Origin of the sequence: Sinomonas cellulolyticus (assembly GCF_014656475.1) — a bacterium.
GTDB lineage: Bacteria > Actinomycetota > Actinomycetes > Actinomycetales > Micrococcaceae > Sinomonas > Sinomonas cellulolyticus.
In genome coordinates, this window is the sequence record NZ_BNCM01000006.1 from 177,135 (window position 1) to 191,169 (window position 14,035).

At 71.9% G+C, this 14,035-nt stretch carries 15 protein-coding genes; 10 read left to right on the forward strand and 5 right to left on the reverse strand.

Features of this window, described 5'->3' with window-relative positions:
- Positions 1-15 precede the first annotated feature (15 nt).
- The 4 genes from IE231_RS09745 to IE231_RS09760 all read left to right on the forward strand — a co-directional run bounded on the left by IE231_RS09745 (position 16) and on the right by IE231_RS09760 (position 2,374).
- Positions 16-384 carry an ArsR/SmtB family transcription factor gene (locus IE231_RS09745; RefSeq protein WP_189693843.1) on the forward strand — a complete coding sequence of 123 codons (369 nt, stop codon included), beginning with the start codon at positions 16-18 and terminating at the stop codon, positions 382-384.
- Positions 381-1,475 (forward strand): cation diffusion facilitator family transporter, encoded by a 1,095-nt coding sequence (locus IE231_RS09750; protein WP_189693757.1) that lies wholly within the window; start codon positions 381-383, stop codon positions 1,473-1,475. The genes IE231_RS09745 and IE231_RS09750 overlap by 4 nt, the downstream gene beginning before the upstream one ends.
- Before the next feature lie 66 nt (positions 1,476-1,541).
- On the forward strand, positions 1,542-1,823 hold the full coding sequence (locus IE231_RS09755) for an SHOCT domain-containing protein (protein WP_229866615.1): 282 nt from the start codon (positions 1,542-1,544) through the stop codon (positions 1,821-1,823).
- The gene (locus tag IE231_RS09760) at positions 1,820-2,374 is read left to right on the forward strand and encodes a sulfocyanin-like copper-binding protein (RefSeq protein ID WP_229866616.1); all 555 of its coding nucleotides are present in this window, start codon (positions 1,820-1,822) and stop codon (positions 2,372-2,374) included. The genes IE231_RS09755 and IE231_RS09760 overlap by 4 nt, the downstream gene beginning before the upstream one ends.
- 9 nt (positions 2,375-2,383) lie before the next feature.
- Here the strand turns inward: IE231_RS09760 and IE231_RS09765 are convergent, their stop codons facing one another.
- Positions 2,384-4,075, reverse strand: coding sequence for an ABC1 kinase family protein (locus IE231_RS09765; protein WP_189693758.1), 1,692 nt, complete (start codon positions 4,073-4,075; stop codon positions 2,384-2,386).
- Between the two features lie 21 nt (positions 4,076-4,096).
- Positions 4,097-4,753, reverse strand: a complete 657-nt coding sequence (locus IE231_RS09770; RefSeq protein ID WP_189693759.1) for a GntR family transcriptional regulator — start codon at positions 4,751-4,753, stop codon at positions 4,097-4,099.
- Positions 4,754-4,885: 132 nt separating this feature from the next.
- Here IE231_RS09770 and IE231_RS09775 point away from each other — a divergent pair, with 132 nt between their 5' ends.
- A complete protein-coding gene (locus IE231_RS09775; protein ID WP_189693846.1) occupies positions 4,886-6,178 on the forward strand; it encodes an MFS transporter in 1,293 nt (430 codons plus the stop codon).
- A 65-nt stretch (positions 6,179-6,243) separates the two neighbouring features.
- Here the strand turns inward: IE231_RS09775 and IE231_RS09780 are convergent, their stop codons facing one another.
- A complete protein-coding gene (locus IE231_RS09780) occupies positions 6,244-6,825 on the reverse strand; it encodes a TetR/AcrR family transcriptional regulator (protein WP_189693760.1) in 582 nt (193 codons plus the stop codon).
- A gap of 173 nt (positions 6,826-6,998) precedes the next feature.
- Between IE231_RS09780 and ggh the strand changes: the two genes are divergently transcribed.
- The 4 genes from ggh to IE231_RS09800 all read left to right on the forward strand — a co-directional run bounded on the left by ggh (position 6,999) and on the right by IE231_RS09800 (position 11,370).
- Positions 6,999-8,318 (forward strand): glucosylglycerate hydrolase, encoded by a 1,320-nt coding sequence (gene ggh / locus IE231_RS09785; RefSeq protein ID WP_189693761.1) that lies wholly within the window; start codon positions 6,999-7,001, stop codon positions 8,316-8,318.
- Between the two features lie 278 nt (positions 8,319-8,596).
- Positions 8,597-9,787: an NAD(P)-dependent malic enzyme gene (locus IE231_RS09790; protein WP_229866617.1), complete on the forward strand. Its 1,191-nt coding sequence runs from the start codon at positions 8,597-8,599 to the stop codon at positions 9,785-9,787.
- Positions 9,788-9,844: 57 nt separating this feature from the next.
- Positions 9,845-10,348: a DUF456 domain-containing protein gene (locus tag IE231_RS09795; protein WP_189693763.1), complete on the forward strand. Its 504-nt coding sequence runs from the start codon at positions 9,845-9,847 to the stop codon at positions 10,346-10,348.
- 50 nt (positions 10,349-10,398) lie between these two features.
- On the forward strand, positions 10,399-11,370 hold the full coding sequence (locus IE231_RS09800; RefSeq protein ID WP_189693764.1) for a hypothetical protein: 972 nt from the start codon (positions 10,399-10,401) through the stop codon (positions 11,368-11,370).
- Positions 11,371-11,420: 50 nt separating this feature from the next.
- Here IE231_RS09800 and IE231_RS09805 read toward each other — a convergent pair whose 3' ends face one another.
- Both IE231_RS09805 and IE231_RS09810 read right to left on the reverse strand, forming a co-directional pair.
- Positions 11,421-11,924 (reverse strand): Lrp/AsnC family transcriptional regulator, encoded by a 504-nt coding sequence (locus IE231_RS09805; RefSeq protein WP_229866618.1) that lies wholly within the window; start codon positions 11,922-11,924, stop codon positions 11,421-11,423.
- A gap of 294 nt (positions 11,925-12,218) precedes the next feature.
- Positions 12,219-12,740, reverse strand: coding sequence for a hypothetical protein (locus IE231_RS09810; protein ID WP_189693862.1), 522 nt, complete (start codon positions 12,738-12,740; stop codon positions 12,219-12,221).
- Positions 12,741-12,939: 199 nt separating this feature from the next.
- Between IE231_RS09810 and IE231_RS09815 the strand changes: the two genes are divergently transcribed.
- Positions 12,940-14,019, forward strand: coding sequence for an LLM class flavin-dependent oxidoreductase (locus IE231_RS09815; RefSeq protein WP_229866619.1), 1,080 nt, complete (start codon positions 12,940-12,942; stop codon positions 14,017-14,019).
- Positions 14,020-14,035 lie beyond the last annotated feature (16 nt).

Below are 14,035 nucleotides of genomic sequence, written 5' to 3' on the forward strand. Positions count from 1 at the left end.
AACGCAGATACGAAGATGTGCGGACTCGATCCGGACTCGCAGTACGTCGACCTCGCCGTCGAGGTGTTCTCGATGCTCGCCGATGCGACCCGTGTCCGGATCGTCCTCGCGCTGCGGGGCAACGGCGAACTGTCCGTGAACCACCTGTCCGAGATCGTGGGCAAAGCGCCGGCGGCCGTCTCCCAGCACTTGGCCAAACTCCGTCTGGCCCGCATCGTCGTGGCCCGCCACGAGGGCACGAGGGCGTTCTACAGTCTGGCCAACGAGCACGTCCCGCAGATGGTCTCCGACGCCATCTTCCAGGCCGAGCACTCGCTCGGCGGCGTCCCGCGCCACCACCACCGCGACGCGGACGCCGAGGCGTCCCGGAAGGAGAGCGCATGAGCGCCGAGCACGCCCCCCATCGCGCGGGAGAGCACCACGATCACGACCATGACCATGACCATGACCACGGTCATGAGCACGCGCACGACCACGGGCATGAGCACGGCCACGGGCACGAGCACGACCACGGCCACGGGCATGATCACCATCACGGGTTCCTCGGAGCCCTCCAGGAATTCTTCGTCCCGCACACCCACGATTCCTCGGACTCGATCGACGACGCCCTGGAGGCGAGCACGGAGGGCGTGCGCGCCCTGAAGATCAGCCTCTTCGCCCTGCTGGGCACCACGGTCCTGCAGTTCCTCGTGGTCCTGATCAGCGGCTCGGTGGCGCTTCTGGCCGACACCGTCCACAACTTCTCCGACGCGCTCACCGCCGTCCCGCTGTGGGTGGCCTTCCTGCTGGCGCGCCGTCCGGCCACCCGCCGCTACACCTACGGCTTGGGCAAGGCAGAGGACCTCTCCGGACTCTTCATCATCGCCGTGGTGGCCCTTTCCGCCATCGTGGCCGGCTGGCAGTCGGTCGACCGCCTCTTCCACCCGCAGCCGCTCGAGAACCTGTGGTGGGTCGCGGCTGCGGGCGTCATCGGATTCGCCGGCAACGAGGCCGTGGCGGTGTACCGCATCCGCGTTGGCCGGAAGATCGGCTCGGCGGCCCTCGTGGCGGACGGCATCCACGCCCGTACCGACGGCTTCACCTCCCTGGCCGTCGTCGTCGGCGCCATCGGCGTCATGCTCGGCTTCCCGCTGGCCGACCCGATCGTCGGGCTGCTCATCAGCATCGCGATCTTCGTGCTCCTGTGGGGCACGGTCCGCAGCCTCGGCCGGCGCCTGCTCGACGGGGTCGAGCCCGACCTCGTGGACCGTGCAGAGCACGCCCTGTCCCATACGCCGGGAGTGCTGGGAGTCGAGCGCCTCCAGCTCCGGTGGATCGGCCACCGCCTCCACGGCTCGGCCCTGGTCCGGGTCGATCCGATGTCCACTGCCGCCGAGGCCGACGAGCTGAGGGCCGCCGGGGCGCACCGCCTCGGCCACGCCCTGCCCAACGTCGAGGAGATCACGATCGCCGTCACGGCCCGCGCCCACCACTAGCACCGAGGGCGGCAGCGCGGGACGAACGGCCCTGTCCCTCCCGCCGTGCGGCGAGGAAACTCAGCCGTGACGGAGGAGGACACCATGATGTACGGCTGGTATGGAGGCGCAGGAGTCTGGGGCTGGGTGGTGATGGGCATCGTCATGCTCCTCTTCTGGGGAGGAGTCGCAGCGGTCGTCGTCCTGCTGGTCCGCGGTTCCCGCGGCGGCTGGGGCGGACGCGGGACCTACCCGCCGGGCCCTCAGCAGGAGGACCCCGAGCACATCCTGGCCCAGCGGTTCGCCCGCGGTGAGATCGACGAGACGGAGTACAGGGCCCGCCTCGACGCCCTCAGGCGCAGGCCGTGAGGAGGAGCGCCCTTCCCGCGATCCTGGTGGCCGCTCTGGCCGCAGTCCTTCTGACGGCGGCGTCCCTGGCGGCCCTTGCCCTCATCGCGCCGCGGGCGGGAGCCCCGGCCGGGGCAGCCCGGGCCTGCAGCGCCCCGGCCCTCCCCGGAACCACGGTCAGGGTCACGGAGGCGGACAGGGGCGGGGGAATGATGGGCTCGCCGAGGATGCGCCACGCCATGCGGCTCTCGCCGGACAGGACGTCGGTCCCGCACGGCACGGTCTCGTTCGTGGTGACGAACCTGGGCTCGGTCCCGCACGAGCTCGTCGTCCTTCCGCTGCCGGAGGGCCAGGCGGTGGGTGCCAGGGCACTGAACGCCGACGGGACGGCGGACGAGACGGGCAGCCTCGGGGAGGCGTCGGCGTCGTGTGAGGCGGGGCCAGGCGAGGGAATCGCCCCGGGCGCGGTCTCCTGGGCCACCCTCGACCTTCCCGCGGGGCACTACGAGCTGGTCTGCAACTTCCCGGGCCACTACCTGTCCGGGATGTTCGCGGAGCTCACGGTCACCTGAGCGGCGCCCCTACCGCCGCCTGCGGCGCCCGAGGGTGGTCACGGCCAGATAGCCAGTGAGGCCGCTGAGCCCCGCCAAACCGGTGCGCACGAGGGGCTCGCGCCAGCCGCGCCAGCGCTTGTCCGAGGAGACCACCTCGCCCACGCCCCGGATGAACGCCGCGGCGATGACCCCGGCCAGGACCTTGTTGCCGATCCGCTCCGCGCGGGCCACGAGCGGCTCGAGCTCGGCGGCGCGGAGGTGGACCTCGAAGCCGCCCGCGTCGAGCATGCGGCTGAGGTTGTCGATGAGGTCGGGGACGTCCGTGGCGAGGTCGAGGGCCGTGAGGCCGGCGGCCTTGAGCCCGCGAACGATGGCCGCCGGGGAGTACTGCTCGAGCAGGAGGCGCCGCACGTACGGCTCGAGGACCCGCGAGAGCCGGAATCCGGGGTCGAGGACCCGGCCCAGACCCTCGGCCATGACCAGCATCTTGATGATGATCGCGGCCTCGGCGGGCATGAGGAGCCGGTGGTTCCGCACCACGCCGAGGAGCCTCTGGGCGAGCCGCGCCACGTTGACATCGGAGAGGTCCACGCCGTCGTACAGCTGGATGAACTCCGCGACGTCCGCCGCGAGCCGCGCGCGGTCCGCCACCGCGCCTCCGAGGGACATCGTCTCGAGCGCCCGGGCGAGCCGGCGGGGGTCCTTGCGCGCGAGGGCGATGAGCAGGTGCCCGAGGTCGCCGCGCAGTCTGTCGTCGATCTCGCCCACCATGCCGAAGTCGATGACGGAGATGCGCCCGCTCGGCTCGACGAACATGTTGCCGGGATGGGGGTCGGCGTGGAAGAAGCCGTCATCGAAGATCATCTGCGCGAGCGCGGCCGCAGCGCGGTCCGCGAGGGCACGCCGGTCCAGCCCCGCGGCGTCGAGGGCGGCCACGTCGTTGATCTTCAGGCCCTCCATGTACTCGAGCGTGAGCACGCGGGAGGTCGTGGTGTGCCAGAAGACCCTCGGGAAGCGGTACCGCTCATCCCCGGCGAAGTTGGCGGCGAACCGCTCGGCGTTGCGGCCCTCCTCGAGGTAGTCGAGCTCCTTCGTGAGGGTCCGGGAGAACTCCTCGACGAGCCCCACGACGTTGTAGTCGTCCAGGACGCTCCAGGCCCGGCTCGCGCTCGCGGCCACGTTGCGGAGGATCTCGAGGTCCTCCCGGATCCGCTCGACGGCCCCGGGCTTGCGGACCTTCACCACCACGCGCGTTCCCGCGCCATCCTCGTCGCCGTCCGCGAGCCGCGCGAGGTGGACCTGGCCGATCGACGCGCTGGCGAGCGGGACGTCGTCGAACTCCGCGAACGCGCTGAAGGCGTCCTCACCGAGCTCCTCGCGCACGACGGCGCGGATCGCCTCGGCGGCCACCGGCGGCGCCGCGTCCTGCAGCTTCGCCAGCTCGAGCTGGTACGCCTCGGGAACGAGGTCGGGGCGCGTGGACAGGATCTGGCCCAGCTTCATGAACGTGGGGCCGAGCTCCTCGAGCGCGAGGCGCACATGGACGGGGCCGCCCACTGGTGCGCCCGGGACGGGGCCGCCGCCCACGCCGGCACGGCCACGGGGGAGCAGGCGCGCGAATCCGGCGGCTGCCAGCACCTGGCTCAGGCCGTGGCGGGCAAGGACGTCCGCGATCTCGCGGTACCGCCGTGCGTGGGCGGTCCAGGGACTCGGGGCCATGGGATGAGCCTACCTGCGCTGCTACTCCATGAGGATGCGGGCGAGCCCTTCGGTGACGGGCATGCGGCCCGCCTCCACGTGCGCTGCCGAGAGGGATTCGGCCAGCTGCGCCCGGCCGGTGAGGATCGCGTCGGCGAGATCGTCGTGCTCGTGGGCGCTGAGTTCGAGAGGGCGGTTCACGGACAGGCCGAAGATCCAGCGGTTGAGGCCGCGCAGCGGGCGCATGGAGCGTTCCAGCAGGGCGTTGCCCGTGAGCGCCACGATCTGGTCGTGGAACGCGGAGTTCAGCTCCGAGGTGCGGGCCGCGTCACCCGCCTCGAGCGCCGCGCGGGACTGGGCGAGCGTCTCGGTCAGCACCGAGCCGTCAGCCCCCGCCGCGACCCGCTCTGCTGCCCGCGCCGCCGCAAAGGACTCCAGGAGCACCCGAAGGTCGAACAGCTCGTCCACGTCCTTGAGGGTCAGCCGGCGCACCACCGCCCCGCGCCGGGGTGCGGTGACGAGGAAGCCGTCCTGCTCGAGCCGATGGATGGCCTCGCGGACCGGTATCCGGGACACGCCGTACTGCTCGGAGAGCTCGCGCTCGCGCAGGCGCTGGCCGGGGCGCAGCTGTCCCGAGAAGATCGTGTTGCTGATCTGCTGGTAGACCTGCGCGGCCATCGCCGTATCGGACTCTGTCACGTCGGAAGCCGACACCTTGCTTTCCACGCTGCGACAATACCCGTACTCACGCGGACTTCATCTGTCGGCCCCGCGCGTTCCCAGGGGTAATCTGAGGGCACCTGTTCGCCCCAGCCGGAGGTCGCCGTGACCGTGCCCCATCGGTCAGACGCGCAACGGCCCACGCCGCGTCCCGACGCGCAGGCACCGCTCGCCGAGCCTGCGGCGCGAGTCCGCGCGCCGTGGATCCTCGGCGTGGTGCTGGTCAACATCGGCATCAACGTCGCCTTCTTCGCCCCGATCCAAGTGCTCCTGGCGCAGCAGGCCGCCCACTTCGAGCCGGGCCAAAAGGAGGCAGTGTTCGCGCTGGTGAACGGTGCAGGCGCCGCCGTCTCGGTCTTCGGCAACCCCCTCGCGGGCGCACTCTCCGACCGGACGGCCGGGCGGTTCGGGCGGCGTCGGCCCTGGGTATTCTGGGGCGCGGTCGTCGGGGCGATCGGCCTCGTGGGCCTTGCCGGGGCGCCGAACGTGGCGGTCATGACGGCGCTGTGGTGCCTCGTCCAGGCCGGCTGCAACGCCGCCTACGCCGCCATCACGGCGGCCATTCCAGACAAGGTGCCGGTGACCCAGCGCGGTTCCCTCGGCGGCTTCGGTGCCATGGGCATCACCGTCGGCATCCTGCTCGGCGCCGTCGTGGCCGCTGCCGTCGCCGGGAACTTCTCCCTGGGCTACCTCATCTGCGCTGTGGTGCTCCTGGCGTGCGTGGTGGTGTACCTCCTCCGCGCCGACGACATCCCGCTCCCGCGGTCCGCGCTGGCCCCGTTCGCCCTGCGCAGGTTCCTCGCCTCGTTCTGGGTCAGCCCCCGCCGCTACCCCGACTTCGGCTGGGCCTGGACCACCAAGCTGCTTGTGAACATCGGCAACCACATGGTGCTGCTGTACCTCGTGTACTTCCTCGCCGACGAGGTGCACCTCGAGCAGACCACAGGCATCCCCCCGGCTACCGGGGTGCTCATCCTGACGGGCATCTACACGTGCCTGGTCATCATCACGAGCGTGCTCGGCGGCAAGCTCAGCGACAGGATGGGGAAGCGCAAGCCGCTCGTCGTCATCTCGTCCGCGGTCATCGCCGCGGCCTCCCTCACCATCGCGCTCATCCCCACGTGGCCGGGCGCGATCATCGGCGCGAGCGTGCTCGGCATCGGTTTCGGCGCCTATCAGGCAGTCGACTTCGCCCTCGTCACCCAGGTGCTCCCGCGCGCCGAGGACCGCGGCAAGGACATGGGGGTCATCAACATCGCGAACTCCCTTCCGCAGGTGATCGCCCCCGCCCTCGCGTACCCGTTCGTCGTGTTCCTGGGCGGCTACGTATCGCTCTACGTCGCCGCTGCCGTCATCGGCCTCTTCGGTGCCGTCTTCGTCACGAGGATCCGCGGGGTCGCCTGAGGCTGCGGCCTGAGCGCGGGTGCCTGAGGGCCTGCGGGCAGGAGGCGCTCCCTGGCGTCAGCGGATCAGTGGCGCACGGCCCGGCGTCGGGCGACGATCTCGCACGCAGCTTTGAGCTGCTGCTCCGCCTCGTAGGGCATGAGCCGCCCGGTCCGCACAGCGGAGACGAGCCCGGAGATGATGTGCAGGATGCTCTTGCCGCGCCCGGAACCGCCGGCCAGCTGGCCCAGCGTGGACCACGCGAGCTCGTCGACCTCGCCGATGAGGCCCGCGAGCTCGTGGTCCACCGGGACGACGAGCTCGTCGAGGCAGGAGTTCACGGCGGGCTGCGAGATCCGCATCGCGAACATCTCCACCGCCGCACCGACCAGCTGGCGGGAGCGCTGCTCATCGGTGCGCACGCTGTTGGCGCGCCCCTCGACCCGGGCGCGCAGCTCGAGCAGCTGGCGCCGGTGGAGGGCGAGGAGGAGGTGCGCGGCGGACGGGAAGTACCGGTAGGCGGTGCTCGAGGAGACCCCGGCCTCGCTGGCCACGTCGGTGACGTCGACGTCGGCGTACTCCCGCGTGGCGAAGCGGGCTGCCGTGTCCAGGAGCTGGTTGTACCGGGCGGCCAGCCGGGGCGTGGCCGGCGGCGGGGCTGGAGTCACCAGATCCTGGGGCAGTTCAAGCACAGCGCAGCAACCTCTTTCCGGACGCTTCTGCACGCATCCGGCACGGCTCAAGGGGGGCGTGCCGGGGGACTGTTCAACTATACGCCAGAGGGGGTGGGCCCCGGCTGAGGCGTTGACGCGTCTGCAGGAACCCGAGCATCCTCGGATCCATGGACGCGACGCAGCTGCGCGACAGGGCGCGGGAGGTGCTCGCCGCGAACGACACGGGCACGATCGTGACCGCGGCACCCCGGCTCTATCCCCACCAGTGGAGCTGGGACGCCGCCTTCGTGGCTGCGGGGCTCTCGACCGTGAGCGTCCCGCGTGCGCTCGCGGAGCTGGCGCACCTGCTCGAGGCGCAGTGGGATTCGGGCATGATCCCGCACATTGTCTTCGCCGACGTGGAGGGCTACTTCCCCGGTGCGGACCGCTGGCGCACGGCCGGGATCTCGCCCGCGGGCGTGCGCTCGAGCGGCATCTGCCAGCCGCCGGTGCATGCGACGATGCTGAGGCGGATCGTGGAACGGGCGACGGCGAACGGCGGCGAGGACGCACGGCTCGCCGAGGAGTTCGCGCGCCACACGCTGCCGCGGTGGGCCCTGTGGCACGAGTGGCTGCGCCGGGCCCGCGCGGCGGACGGTTCCGGGCTCGTGACGACCTACCACGGCTGGGAGTCCGGCATGGACAACTCGCCGCGGTTCGATGGGCCCTACGCCCGCGTCCACCCCGGGGAGGTCGAGCCGTTCGTGCGAACGGACACCCGGATCGTCCAGGACGCGAGCCAGCGCCCGAGCGACGACGAGTACGCGCGCTACCTGTGGCTCGTGCAGCAGATGGCGGACGTGGCGTACGACGACGAGCGGCTCCCGGGTGCGGTGGACTTCCAGGTCAAGGACGTGTTCGCCTCCGCCGCGCTCGCAGCCGCGAACGAGGACCTGGCCGTCCTCGCAGAACGACTGGGCCACGCCGGGGACCCGGCGTCCGATCCTGGACGCCTGCGAGACTGGGCCGCCGAGTTCCGCGAGGGGGTGGACGCCACCGTCGACCCGGAGACGGGGCTCGCGAGGGACCGAGACGTCCTCACGGGCGAGTGGATTGCCAAGCCCACGATCGCCGGATTTGCCCCCCTCGTCTCGAGCACCGACACAGCAGTCCGCGAGGCCCAGCTGGCGCTCCTTGACGGGCCGGCGTGGGCGGGGGACCCGAGGCTCGCCTTCGCCCTGCCGCCCTCGACCTCGCCCGTGTCCGCCGAATTCCGCCCCCGGGAGTACTGGCGGGGCCCGGTCTGGCCGGTCATGACGTGGTACCTCGCCCAGTCCGTCCGGGGGAACGGCGACGAAGCCGCGTACACGCGGTGGCGCGAGGCCTCCCTCGACCAGCTCGCGGAGGGCCATTTCGGCGAGTACTACGAGCCGTTCACCGGGGAGCCGCTCGGCAGCCCAGACCAGTCCTGGACCGCCGCCGTGGCCCTCGAGTGGCTCGACGACTGAGCCTTCCCTCGTGGTCTCCGCCTTGCGGAAGGACACTGCTTCCCGCGTATGATGTCCCTACCTCTTTCCCCGAGGCCGGTGCGCGGCGGACATCCTCGCCCATCAGCCGGCCCCCGGAAGCGCCGAACCCGGCAATGACCCCGGATCCTCCCCTAGCGGCTGTGCCCTGCATGCCTGTGCCCGACGAAGCGGTCGGCGCGGCGTCCAGCGTGCGGCCCGCCCCGCCGTCGTGCACCGGGTCCGCCGGGCAGGACGGCCCAGACCCAGGAGACAATGCCGTGTCGACGTCCCTTGATGCACCCAGCCAGAACCAGTCCGCGATCACCGACGAGGAGATCTTCGCCGCCCACGAGGGCGGGAAGCTCTCGGTCGCGGTCGAGCGCCCGCTCGCCACGAAGCGGGACCTCTCCATCGCGTACACGCCCGGCGTGGCGCAGGTGTCCCGTGCCATCGCCGCCGATCCCACCCTGGCCCGCACGCACACCTGGGCCTCGCGCCTCGTGGCCGTCGTCTCCGACGGAACCGCCGTGCTGGGCCTGGGCGACATCGGGCCCTCCGCGTCGCTGCCCGTGATGGAGGGCAAGAGCGCCCTGTTCAAGACCTTCGGCGGCCTGGACTCGATCCCGATCGTGCTGGACACCACCGACGTGGACGAGATCGTCGAGACCATCGTCCGCATCGCTCCGAGCTTCGGCGCCGTGAACCTCGAGGACGTCTCCGCGCCGCGCTGCTTCGAGCTCGAGGCCAAGCTCATCGAGGCCCTCGACATGCCCGTGATGCACGATGACCAGCACGGGACCGCCGTCGTGGTCCTCGCCGCGCTCACCAACGCCGCCAAGGTGGTGGGCAAGGAGCTCGCCGGGCTCAAGGCCGTCATTGCCGGCGCGGGCGCGGCGGGCATCGCCATCGCCGAGATCCTCCTCGCCACCGGACTCACGGACGTGGTCCTGCTGGACTCCAAGGGCGCCATCCACGCCGGCCGACCGGATCTGGACAAGCCGCGCAACGCCATGAAGGCCGAGTACGCGGCCCGCACCAACCCGCGGGGCGTCACCGGCGGGACGGCGGAGGCCCTCGCGGGGGCGGACGTCTTCATCGGCGTCTCCTCCTCCACGGTGCCCGAGGAGCACCTCGCCGGGATGGCCGACGGCGCGATCGTCTTCGCGCTGTCGAATCCGGATCCGGAGGTGGCGCCCGACGTCGCGCGCCGGCACGCTGCCGTCGTCGCCACCGGGCGCAGCGACTTCCCGAACCAGATCAACAACGTCCTCGCGTTCCCCGGCATCTTCCGCGGCGCCCTGGACGCGGGCGCGCGCCGCATCACCCCGGCGATGAAGATCGCGGCCGCTGGGGCGATCGCCGAGCTGGCCGAGGACAAGCTCTCCGCGGCCTACATCGTGCCCAGCCCCCTCGACCCGCGGGTAGCGCCCGCTGTCACCGCCGCGGTGATTCGGGCGGCGGGCTCCTAGACCGGTCCCGGCGTCCGGCTCCGGGCCTCTGCTCGTGACCTCTGGCAGGATGGCCGCGTGGACACCAGCATCCTCGCGGCCCTCCTGTGCGGCCTGGCCCTCGCCGTCTCTCTCACGGGCATCATCGTCCCGGTGCTGCCCGGCAGCATCCTCGGCCTGCTGGCGCTGCTCGAGTGGGCCCTGTTCGGCGGGGCCGGCTGGGGAGGCTGGCTCGTGTTCGCGGTGGGCGGGGTCCTGTTCGCCTGCGGCATGGCCTCCTCGGCCGTCCTCACCGGGCGCCGGCTCAGGCAGCGTGCCATCCCGAGTCGATCTGTCGTGGTCGGCGCGGCGCTGGCGATCGTGGGCATGTTCATCATCCCCGTGGTCGGGCTCGTGGCCGGCTTCGCGCTCGGGCTCCTGCTGAGCGAATGGCAGCGGACGGGGCACCTGCGCGGCGCCGCCTCATCGTCGTGGGCGGCGCTCAAGGCCACCGGCCTCGGCATCCTCGTCGAGTTCGGGTTCGCCTGCGCCGCGGCCACCGTGTGGGTGATCGGCATGTGGGTCCACTTCGCGACCCGATGAGGACGGCAGGGGAAGGGAGGGTCCCAGCGGAGATGGTTAGCATGGTGGGCATGGCTTCCGGCGAGCTGGGCCGCCAGCCCTCGTTCCACGACACCCGCGACCTCACGCCCTTCCGCAGCGCGCAGGTCTATGCCCCCGTGCGCGGCATGGGCCGCAGGCTCGCCCAGAGGATGGCCGTCCGGGTGCGGGCGCCGCGCCTGAGGCCGTTCGCCTCCAAGGTAGAGAAGCAGGTCCACGCGGCCGTGTTCGTCCACGGCGAGCCCGAGCGGCTCGTCCTCCTGGCCCGCGCCCACCCCGGCTGGTCAGGGCTCTGCTACGTGATGGCCGGCATGCATGCGTACCGGTCCCACCACCACGCCCAGGCGGCCGAACTCCTGGCGCGGGGAATCGCCAGCGCGAGCGACCGGGCAGCCACGGCGTTCGCCACCGAATACCTCGGCGGCATCCGGCACTGGATCGAGGTCTCCGAGGGGGTCGAGGTGGAGACGGTCTTCAGCGAGGAGGCGGTGTGCCTCGCGCTGGCCCACAGTCTGCGGGAGATCGGCCGTCCCGAGGAGGCAGTCTCGGTGCTCGCCCCGCTGCCGCCCTCGCTCCCCGCAGCCCTGGCGGCCTGCCGGCTGGCCGAGGTGCTCGGACGGCCCCTCGAGATCGTCGCCCGCACCGAGGGCCTCACGAACGCGAGCGACCTCGCCGCCGCGCTGCTCGTGCTGCGGGCCCGGGCCTTGCGCGAACTGGGCCGCCGCGACGACGCCCAGGCCGCCGTGCGTGAGGCGCTGCGACGCCGCCGCACCTCGTTCGCAGTGAAGAATGCCGCTGCGACCGAGCGCGCCCTGCTCATGCTCGGCATGGGGCGCCGGGGCCGGGGAGGCGCTTCCGGGGCACGCGGCCGCGCCGCTGCCTCGCCGTCGTCGGCCTTCGAGGAGCTGCGTGAGGCCGGCAAGGCGAGGCGCGCCCTCGACGCCCGAGCGCGCGAACGCTGGCTGCGCGACTTCGAGGACCTCGATCGCGAGGCGGACGACTAGTCACCCTCGCAGGGAGGCCAGACTCGGGGCGGCTCAGTGGTGAGGGCTCCCTACGCCCCTGGCCCCGTCCCCTCCCGGCCCTCGGCGAGAAGCGGACCGGTGCGGTACGGGATGACGGTGCGCAGGATCATCCGGGTCGACGTGCGTCTGATCCCCGGGCACAGGCGGATCTCCTCCGAGACCCGGTAGAGGTCGTCGGGGCTCGTGGCCACGACGCGGATGAGCAGGTCCGTATCGCCTGCCGGGGCGAGGCATTCGAGGACCTCGGGGATGCCGCCCAGAGCGGCGATCGCCTCGTCGATGTGGCTCTGGTCGAGCTCGGCGCTGACCTCGGCGAGGACTCCCCGGCCCAATGACTCGGGGTGCACCCGAGTGCTGTTCGCCCGGAGGACGCCGCTCGCCGTCATGCGTTCGAGCCGGGACTGCACCGTGCCGCGGGCGAGCCCGAGGCGCTGGGCGAGCACCATGACGGGTGCCCTCGGATCATCGTCCAAGGCGAGCAGGATCCGCCGGTCTGTCGGGTCAAGCTGCTGCGATCTGACCACTCCTTCCATCTGCCGTGCCAATCGATTGATCAGATTGACCATCCTACTGGGCGTCGGTTGCCAATCCCCCCGGCTTGTTGGTCTGATGATGGCAGACAGCCCAGCGGCCCACCGGCCGGGACGGCGCGGCGACGGCCCGCACGGAACATCCACCGGACGGGACCCGAGAGGGCATCAAGCCCCGGCCGCATAGGCAATGCCTGCGGAAGCACCGCGGATGCAGCAGACGAGGAAGGCCCGGAGCACGTGCTCCGGGCCTTCTCGCTGGTGGACAGTGGACGCTGGTGGAGTGGATCGGTGCTGTCAGCTCGCGCGCCCGACGACGAGCACCGGCTGGGTGCCTGTGTGCGGGCCCGGGCGGTGGGCGGTGGTGGCCGGCAGTGCGCGGACGACGACTACCGTGGGCTTGGATGCGGGCGCCTTCGCGGGCTGATCGGCGGCGGGCTTCTCCGCGGCGGCAGGCTGCTCGGCGGCGGCGGGCTGCTCCGGGCGGGCGGGTTTCGCCGCGGGGGCGGGCTGGACCGCCGGGGTGGGCCGGGCCGCGGCCGCCTCTGCAGCGGCGCGCTGGGCCGCGAGGATGGCATCAGCCTTCGCGACGATGGCCTGACGTGCGTGCTCGGCGCGTGCGTCGGCGACGGCATCTGCCGGTCGCTGCTCCCTCTTGAGGAGGCGGACGACGCGGGTCACGAGGGACGCGACCCCCTGCCCGGCCCCGGCGATGATGAGCGTGATGAACGTGGCCACAGCCAGGAAGGCCACGAGGAGACCCCCGATCACAACGGTGCCGACATACACCAGATTGGTCACTGCCAACGCGTCATCCACTGCAACTCCTCCCCAGGATTGGCTGGCCCTGCAGATCAGCTGGCAACAGCCGCGACCACCATTCTCTCCAGAGGCCCTCGGCGCGCCACAAGCTGGATCGCCAGACGTTGTCGAAAAGCAATGCAGCCGTTATCGAACGCTACCGCAGCCCCCAGCAGGTCTCGGGAACATCTCGGCGCGGCGCCCGGTTGGCGCCTATGTGACTTCCTCGGCTGCCTCGTCCCCGTCCGCCCCGTCTGCCGCCCTGCCGGCCCTCTCCATCCTGGACCTCGTCCCGGTGGTGCAGGGCGGCACCGTCGCGAGCGCTCTGGAGGACGCGACGCGGCTGGCCCGTCTCGCGGAAGACAGTGGCTACCGCCGTCTCTGGTATGCCGAGCACCACAACACCGATGCGCTCGCCTCGAGCTCCACCGCGCTGCTGATCGCCAACGCGGCGGCCGCGACGTCCACGTTGCGGGTCGGCTCAGGCGGGATCATGCTGCCCAACCACGCGCCGCTCGCCGTTGCCGAGGCCTTCGGCACGCTCGCGAACCTGTACGGGGACCGCATTGATCTCGGCCTCGGCCGGGCCCCCGGCACGGACCCCCGCACTGCCGCGCTCCTGCGCCGTGGCGCCCGTGAGGACGGCGAGGCGGTCTTCGCCTCGAACATCCGGCTCCTCGCGTGGTTCTTCGGAGACCAGGAGGACGACGCCGAATCGGTACAGCTCTCAGGGGGCGTCCACGCCGCCGTCGCGCGCGGGACAGGGGTGCCGCTGTGGGTCCTGGGGAGTTCGACGGCGGGTGCGGCCATCGCGGGCCAGCTGGGCCTGCCGTTCGCGGCCGCAAGCCATTTCGCACCGTTCCAGCTGAGCGAGGCGATCTGGACCTACCGGCAGATGTTCAACCCGTCGGCGCCGACGGCCCAGATCGCCGAGCCGTACGTCATGGCCGGCGCGAACCTCATGGTCGCCCCTACCCGTGAGGAGGCCGAGTTCCTCTTCACGACCCACCAGCAGATGTTCGTCGCAATCCGCCGCGGCACCCGGGGCCCGCTCCTGCCGCCCGTGCGCGAGATGGACTGGGCTCCGCACGAAGAGCAGATGGCCACGTCCGCCTTGCGCTTCTCGGCGGTGGGCACGCCGGCCGAGGCGGCAGAGTTCCTGCGGGGCTTCGCCGCCTCCTACGGGGTCGACGAGGTCATCCTCACGGGCTACGCGCACGATCCCGCCGCTCGGGAACGCTCCTACCGGCTGCTGGCCGAGGAATGGGCGGCTTCCCCCTCGCACCTGCTCAGCTGAGCAGGGCCGGGCGCCC

Excerpts from the sequence above, each read along its gene's own strand:
- IE231_RS09750 (WP_189693757.1), top strand. The coding sequence starts at position 381 with ATGAGCGCCGAGCACGCCCCCCATCGCGCGGGAGAGCACCACGATCAC.
- IE231_RS09805 (WP_229866618.1), bottom strand. The coding sequence starts at position 11,924 with ATGGAAGGAGTGGTCAGATCGCAGCAGCTTGACCCGACAGACCGGCGG.
- IE231_RS09745 (WP_189693843.1), top strand. The coding sequence starts at position 16 with ATGTGCGGACTCGATCCGGACTCGCAGTACGTCGACCTCGCCGTCGAG.
- ggh (WP_189693761.1), top strand. The coding sequence starts at position 6,999 with ATGGACGCGACGCAGCTGCGCGACAGGGCGCGGGAGGTGCTCGCCGCG.
- IE231_RS09800 (WP_189693764.1), top strand. The coding sequence starts at position 10,399 with ATGGCTTCCGGCGAGCTGGGCCGCCAGCCCTCGTTCCACGACACCCGC.
- IE231_RS09765 (WP_189693758.1), bottom strand. The coding sequence starts at position 4,075 with ATGGCCCCGAGTCCCTGGACCGCCCACGCACGGCGGTACCGCGAGATC.